A 6,858-nucleotide genomic window follows, 5' to 3' on the forward strand; every position below is an offset into this window, starting at 1 on the left:
TGTCGTCCACCAGTGCGCTGATGGCCATCCCGCGCAGGTCCATCACCTGGTCGAGATTGGTGCGCAGGTCGTAGACGAGGTCCTCGATCAACTGCGGCAGATCCCGTTGCGCGCGTTCGATGATGGCGCGCTGCGCGGAATCGGGCATGTTCACCCACAGTCGCGGCTGATGCTTCAGCATCATGGCGCGGACCATGTAATCGACACCGGCGCCGAGGGGTTCGCGCAGGCGCGTGGTGAGTTCGGCGATATCGATGCGGGCGATGATGTCCTGCGGGTCGATGAGCTTGCCGAACATCAGGTCCACCGCGATGGTGGCCATGCGCGGTGCGGAGCGGGGGATCACGCCCTGCCAGCCCAGCCACGGTGGGATGCCCTTGAATTCGAGCGGATACATGAGCATCCGCACGGCCACGAGCTTGGTGCTCCAGCCGATCAGCGCGGCGACGACGGGAATGGAACAGTACAGCAGCCAGTGGTCGGCGAAATCCGCGATCACGACCCGCTGCGCTCCTGCGTCCACGTGGTTGCCATGCCTGCTCCTCGGTGCGAGTATTCGTATTCAGGTGACGATTATTCGTATCGACGGCTCAGGCTAGGAGACGCGCGTGCCCGCTGGCAAGACCGGTCCGGTCCCGAGTTCACCGCCGACGCAACGGGTCATCGCGATCGTGGAGTTGCTGGCCGCGGCGTCGAGCCCGCGCACGTCGGCCGAGATCGCCGACCGGCTGGAACTCAACCGCTCCACCGCGGGCGCGATCCTGGCCGCGCTCACCGAACGCGGCTGGGTGCGGCGGCTGCCCGATCTCAGCTACGAACTCGGCCCCGCCATCGCCGCTCTCGGGCGGCACGCGGCCGACTCCGACGACGACCACGCCTGGCGGGACCGGGAATTGGCGCGCCTGGCCGACCGCGTCGACTGCGGTGCGGCGCTGACCACCATCACCCTCGACCATGTGGAATTCCTGGCCGTCACCCGGGACCGCTACACCGTCGGCATCGAGTCCGGGGTGCGCATCCCGCTGCTGGCTCCCGCGGGCGCGGCGATCATCGCGCACTGGGGCGCTGCCCGCCAACAGGATTGGCTCGAGACCCGCGGCCCCGAACGCCACGACGAATACCGCGCCGTATTGGCCACGCTGCGCGCCACCGGCCACTGCGTCTGGAAGCTGGAATCCGACCGGCTGCCCAACCTGCGGGTGCTCTCCGAGGTCGCCGACCATCTCGCCGACCAACCCGCCAGTAAGGAACTGCGCGGCCGGGTGCTGGCCCAGTTGGCCGCCATCGGCGGCAGCGCCTACGATCGGCGCACTCTCGATCGCGATGTCAGCCTGCCGATCAGCTATATCAGCGCACCGGTTTTCGACGCCGGTGGGCACGCGGTGATGGAATTGCAGATCGGCCCGCTGCGCGAGGACGTGACTCGTGCCGAACGCCGTCACTATCTGGCCGAGCTGACCGAGACCGCGACTCGGCTGGGCAATCAGGTCGACGCGCACCGGGGACGCTGAGGCGTTCAGCCGATGATGCGGGCCAGGCTGGCGTCGGTGCCGAGTTCGGCGCGGGATTCGGGATGGGCGGCGTAGAACTCGAGTGCCCGGATCAGCCGGGGCGCACCGATATCGAAGGCGGCGGGCGCGATGCGCAGTGCCGCTTGCTGATTCGAGTGCTGTTTGCCGCCGATCCACGTGCTGCGGTGATGCCGCACCGTGGGCCCCTCGGCATAGTGGATAGTGATTGTCGGAGTGGCGGATTCGCGTCGGCCCGGAGACGAGACATCGACCCCGGTCACCTGCCCCCACGGTACGAAGGTCTCCCCGGTCGCCTCCCGGTAGCGAATCCCGGAGCCCGACAGGGTGATTCGCAGCGGCTTGTACCCGCCGCGCAGGTATTCGACGCTGATGAGGAGCGGATACGCCGCCGCCGCGATGGCCACGAATCCGAATCCGGCCGGGCGCAACAGCGGCGGATCGGTCCACGGCAGATGCCCGGTGACCTTCGCGATCCCGTACCAGCCGAGCGCTCCCGCCCAGGCGGGGAACAGCACGTAGGCCAGCGCACCCACCCGGGCCCGCAACAGAATCGTCGCCCGCCCGTCCGCACTATCGCCGACGACGGCACCCGCCGACCAGCCGTAGCGCCCGTAGAAGAACGTCACAACGAACGCCAGCGCCAACAGCGTCACCACCGCGACAGCCCACACCACGATCAACCCGGTCTTGGCATAGTGCCCCGCACCCGCCGCCCGAACAGCCTGCCCGGCGAAGCTGACCACCGCCACCACGAAAATGCCGACCCCCAACACGATCCGCACCGCAGGCAGCACACCCCGCCGCACACCACGCCCGAAATCACCGGGTTTCAGCAGGCCCATCCCCAGACCTTATCGACGCCCCGACCGCCCAGCCACGGACAGGCCGACGGCTCCCGCGACATCGGCGCAATTCCCCTCCGAACCCAGTAGTCGAGATCAGCCGAACAAGGATCGGCATTCGGCGAGACCTGTCACCTCGACCGGGACGGTTCGATGAGCCTCCCAACGCTCACGGCTCAGGCGTAGCCGCCGGATTACCGCCGCCTCGCCGCGGATCGCGTGCAGTGCGATCCCGTCAGGCTCGTACCCGAGTTTGCGTGAGATCCCGGATGATCCCGGGTTGTCCTCGAAGGCGCCCGAGGTCGCGGACTGCGCGCCGAGGTGTGCGAAGGCCAAATCCAGGACGGCGGCCCGCATCTCCGTCCCGATTCCTTGCCCGTGATGGTCGAGGCCCAGCCAGGATCCGGTATTCACCTCGGCGCACACCCCGAAGTTCGTCGCACCCACCGACTGGGTCCCGACCACCTCACCATCCCGCAGCACGACAAGATTGAGCGACCAGTCCCCGGCCTCCCAAACCGCCCAGTCCTTCCAGTGAAACCGCAACACCCGTCGCGCCCGCTCGTCGGGCTCGGTATCGGTCCACTCCGCCGTGAACGGCTGCACCCCGGGATCATGCACTCCCGCAGCGGCCAACGCCGCCAGCGCCCCCAACTGGTCCAGGTCGGGCACCCGCAACTCCAGCCGTGGCGTCCGCACCCGCAACCCCGCCACCGGCCAATACCTCATCAAACTCACCCCGCCATCATCCTCGACGTGCACTGCCCCGCAAGAACTTTCAAGCTCGGTCGGCCAGGCGGGGGTGGGTGGTGGTTGCGCGCGTGGGCATGTCGCGGGGTTGTGTGTGGGCGATGATGGCGTCCATTAGGCGGGCCATCAGGCGGGGTGCGGTGCCGGCTAGCCAGCGCAGCAGGCGGGCGGTGGGGGAGGGGATGACTGTGGGGCGGCCGCGGGCCGCGCCGATGAGTAGGGCGCGGGCTGCGGCGGTGGCGGTGATCGGGGTGGAACCGCTGAGTGCCAGCAGTTCCGGGGGTTTGGTGGCGGCTTCCGCCGATAGTTGGGGGGTGTCGACGTCGGGTGGGAGCACCACGGTGACCGAGATGCCTGCGGGGCGCAATTCCTGGCGGAGTACCTCGCACAGTGCCCGCACCGCGGACTTGCTGGGGCTGTATGCGCCGTACCCGAAGCAGGGCAGTACGCCTGCCATCGAGGAGATGACCGTGATGCTGTCGCGGTCGCCTTCGCGTAGGTCGGGTAGCACCTCGCGGATCGCGTGCAGCGCACCGAAATAGTTGACCGCCATATGCTTTTCGAAGTCGGCGAGCTCGAGTTGCGCGAAGTAGTCCGGCTTGGCGATCCCGGCGCATGCGATCAGGGCCTGCACCCGGCCGAAGCGTGCGCGGGCCTGTGACAGCGCCAGTCGCGTGTCCTCGGGCCGGGTCACGTCGGCGGCGATCGCTGCCAGCCGCCCCGATTCACCCGGTGCCCGGGCCGAAAGTTCTGCCAGCGCGGTGTCTTCGAGCGCGAGCACGCTCACCCGAGCACCTGCCGCCAAGGCCATGCGGGTCACCTCGAGCCCGATTCCGCTGCTGCCACCGGTCACCACGACATGCCGCCCGTCCCAGTAGTTCGCCACCTCGACCGGCAGTCCGTGCCCGCGCCCGTCGCTGAGCCGATACCGCGCCGAAAACCTGCCGCCCACTCGCATACCCCGCATCACCGGCTCCTTCCGTTCTGCCGTCCGGGCCTCCCGAACCGATACCGATCCTGTGCGGCGAACGGCAATGCGACGGCAGCGCTTCGGCAAGAACGCGTAAGAATCCGCGGGGCGGTCAGAGCACCTTCACGATCGAGGGGACGACGCGTTGGACCAGGAGGTCGGGGGAGGCGGGGGTCCAGGTTTGGAAGGCTTGCGCGGTGGCGGGATCGTCGACGATGACGAGGCGGGCGTGGGTGAGGGAGGAGGACAGGAACCCGCTGGGCAGCCCGCGCAGGCCGCCGTTGCCCGCCTGCTTGTCGGTGCGCACGACGATGACGATGTCCACATCGGGGACCAGGGCGTCGGTGGGCGAGAGTTGGCGGGGCGAGGGCTCGTCGCCCTTGGCCCGGTAGTCGGTGCTGTAGTGGAAGCCGATGTCCTGCAAGAACTTCGCCTGGTCGCTGGTGTCGAGATCGGCCGACAGGGTGCCGTCGCCGAGATTGAAGGCCACGGCGGTCTTGGATTGGAAGGCGGGGTGGGCCGAGCGGACCTGGGACAAGGAATCGACCGCCGTGGTCGTGACGGCGGCCGAACCGCCGGTGGTCGAGCGGTGCGTGGCCACGAGCACCGCCACCGCCACGATCGCCAGCAGCACGGCCATGGCCGCGCCGAGCAGCACCCGCGACCGGGTCCGCCCTTCGCGAGCGGGCGACCGGCCGGTCAGGTCGGTGGGCGGCCCATCCGGGAAAACCATTGGGCCCGGGGCGGATCGGCCGGTGGCGGGCGCTCGGCCCTCGAACGGTCCCGGTCCGACCGGCGGCAGCCCGCCCGCCAACGCCAGTGCCGCGTCGGCGGTGAATTCGCGGCAGGTGGCGTAGCGCTGCGCCGGGTCCTTCGCCAGCACCTTCGCGATTACGGCGTCCAGCGCGGGCGGCAGATCGGGCCGTAGCGTGCTCAGCGCGGGTGGCGGCTCTTGGAGGTGGCCCAGCGTCGCCGTGGCCAGCGAGGTCACCGGGAACGGCGTGCGCCCGGTGAGCAGTTTCACGAAAGCGCAACCGAGACTGTAGATGTCGCCCCGATGATCCAGCGGACCGGCCACCAGCCGTTCGGGCGCGGCATACGCCAGCGTCGCCATCAGGCCGTCGGTGGCGGTCAGTTCCCGGCCGTCCGCGATCGAGGTGGCCACCCCGAAATCGGTGAGCAGCGCCCGCTCCTCACCGTTGTCCGGATCGTCCTCGCTGCGGGTCAGCAGGAAGTTGGCGGGCTTCACATCCCGATGCAGCAGCCCCCGCCGATGCGCGTGATCGAGGGCCTTGCCGACATCGGTGACGATGCGCAGCGCCCGCTGCGGGTCCAGCCCGCCCTGATGCTGCTTCAATTCGACGGAAGCGTCCGTGCCGGGCACGTACTGCATGGCGATCCACAGCCGCCCGTCCTCCTCGCCGCGCGCGTAGACGGTGACGATATTCGGATGATCCAGTGCCGCGGAGAGATTCGCCTCCCGCTCGAACCGGTTGCGATACACCTCATCGTGCGACAGATCGGCGCTGAGCACCTTCAACGCATCGAGCCTGCGCGGAAACATCGGATCCTGCACCAGGTAGACGGTCCCCATCCCGCCACTGCCGAGCACCCTGATCACCCGGTAGCCGCCCACGATCGTCCCCGGCCGCAACGGCATTCAAGTCCTCCTCTGGCTGCCGGGTCGCAGACTCGAATGTAGCAACCTTCGCCGGACCCGGCCCGATATCAGATGTGGCCGTAGGCGAGTAGCTCGTACTGGGCCGAAAGTCGTTGGCGCAGATCCTGGGACTGTTCGGCGGTCACCTCGGCCATGTACCGGTCGTAGGGCAGATAGCAGAGGTACTTGCCGCCGAGCGCGTCGTCGTTCTTGGCTTGCAGGCAGCGGGCGGTGGGCAGACCGGGTGGCGGGTCGATGGGCTTGTAGCGATCGAGGAGTTCGTCGACGAACGCGCCGGTGAGCCGTTGCGCGCCCGCGGCGTCGCGGGTGCGGTAGACCCCGCTCAGCGCGTGCGCCACCAGATCGACACCGGCGCTGTCGAATGCGGCCTTCGAGGTGGCCGGGCGATCGTCGGTGCTCAGGGCGGCGTGCGGGGTGTACACGCCCTCGATCGCCCAGATCTGGTCCTTGCCCGGCGGCAGGGTGCGGCTGAGCAGATCCTCGGGATCGGAGGCGAGCCCGGCGAGCTGGTCGACCGGTGTCGGCCGGAAGTCCTTCATCGCGTCGATCGCCCGATCCAGCAGCTTCTTCGTGCCATCGATCAGAGATCCGGGACCGTCGGGCACGGTGAGCATGTCGGTGGCGTAGACGAAGTAGAGGTAATCACCCCGGGTGACGAAGGTCCGCAGCGATTCGAGGCTATTGAGCCGGGACTTCGCGTCCGGATAGCCGGGCAGCGTCACCGGCCCCTTGTCGGGGGACTGCGGATCCTGGCCGGCCACCATCAGCCGATTCGCCGCCGACGCCGCCTGCTCCGGCGTGCCGAACCGCAACACCGTGAGATGCAGCCCCAGCCCCATCGCCGTGTCCCGGCGATGCCGGCCGCCGCTCTGCCACCCGGCGATCAGCCCCGGCGTCAGGTCGTCGAACTTGTCGATGCCGAGCATCGGATAGTCCGCGGTGACGGCGTTCCCGCCCGCGCCGTACACCAGCCGATTGTCCACATCCAGCGCCAGCGGCAGCCGGTCGGCCATCCGGATCGACTCCTGCAGCAGATCCCCGACGGAGATATCCGGCTGCTGCCCGGCGATCGCCCGCGGCACC

The 6,858-nt window shown here is 69.0% G+C and carries 6 protein-coding genes and 1 pseudogene; 1 reads left to right on the forward strand and 6 read right to left on the reverse strand.

The annotated features are described in order from the left end of the window. Window positions 1-523, reverse strand: a pseudogene (locus ACWELQ_RS33575) (DUF445 domain-containing protein); the annotation flags it as partial. Window positions 524-608: 85 nt separating this feature from the next. On the opposite strand from ACWELQ_RS33575, the gene ACWELQ_RS33580 reads away from it, so the two are divergent. After that, window positions 609-1,511: a helix-turn-helix domain-containing protein gene (locus ACWELQ_RS33580; RefSeq protein WP_452401053.1), complete on the forward strand. Its 903-nt coding sequence runs from the start codon at window positions 609-611 to the stop codon at window positions 1,509-1,511. Between the two features lie 5 nt (window positions 1,512-1,516). On the opposite strand, the gene ACWELQ_RS33585 is transcribed toward ACWELQ_RS33580, so the two are convergent. From ACWELQ_RS33585 to ACWELQ_RS33605, 5 genes are all read right to left on the reverse strand, one after another. Further along, window positions 1,517-2,374, reverse strand: coding sequence for a hypothetical protein (locus ACWELQ_RS33585; RefSeq protein ID WP_452401054.1), 858 nt, complete (start codon window positions 2,372-2,374; stop codon window positions 1,517-1,519). 96 nt (window positions 2,375-2,470) lie between these two features. Beyond that, window positions 2,471-3,103 carry a GNAT family N-acetyltransferase gene (locus ACWELQ_RS33590; RefSeq protein ID WP_452401058.1) on the reverse strand — a complete coding sequence of 211 codons (633 nt, stop codon included), beginning with the start codon at window positions 3,101-3,103 and terminating at the stop codon, window positions 2,471-2,473. 49 nt (window positions 3,104-3,152) lie between these two features. After that, the gene (locus ACWELQ_RS33595) at window positions 3,153-4,091 is read right to left on the reverse strand and encodes an SDR family NAD(P)-dependent oxidoreductase (protein ID WP_452401055.1); all 939 of its coding nucleotides are present in this window, start codon (window positions 4,089-4,091) and stop codon (window positions 3,153-3,155) included. 115 nt (window positions 4,092-4,206) lie between these two features. After that, window positions 4,207-5,754, reverse strand: coding sequence for a serine/threonine-protein kinase (locus ACWELQ_RS33600; RefSeq protein WP_452401056.1), 1,548 nt, complete (start codon window positions 5,752-5,754; stop codon window positions 4,207-4,209). A gap of 68 nt (window positions 5,755-5,822) precedes the next feature. Next, on the reverse strand, window positions 5,823-6,858 hold a 1,036-nt coding region (locus ACWELQ_RS33605), incomplete at its 5' end, for a DUF7373 family lipoprotein (RefSeq protein ID WP_452401057.1).

The sequence above is a fragment of the Nocardia sp. NPDC004722 genome, from assembly GCF_053601505.1.

Bases quoted from the DNA above. Each gene is read 5' to 3' on its own strand.
- ACWELQ_RS33595 (WP_452401055.1), bottom strand. From the start codon at position 4,091: ATGCGGGGTATGCGAGTGGGCGGCAGGTTTTCGGCGCGGTATCGGCTC.
- ACWELQ_RS33600 (WP_452401056.1), bottom strand. From the start codon at position 5,754: ATGCCGTTGCGGCCGGGGACGATCGTGGGCGGCTACCGGGTGATCAGG.
- ACWELQ_RS33585 (WP_452401054.1), bottom strand. From the start codon at position 2,374: ATGGGCCTGCTGAAACCCGGTGATTTCGGGCGTGGTGTGCGGCGGGGT.
- ACWELQ_RS33590 (WP_452401058.1), bottom strand. From the start codon at position 3,103: ATGAGGTATTGGCCGGTGGCGGGGTTGCGGGTGCGGACGCCACGGCTG.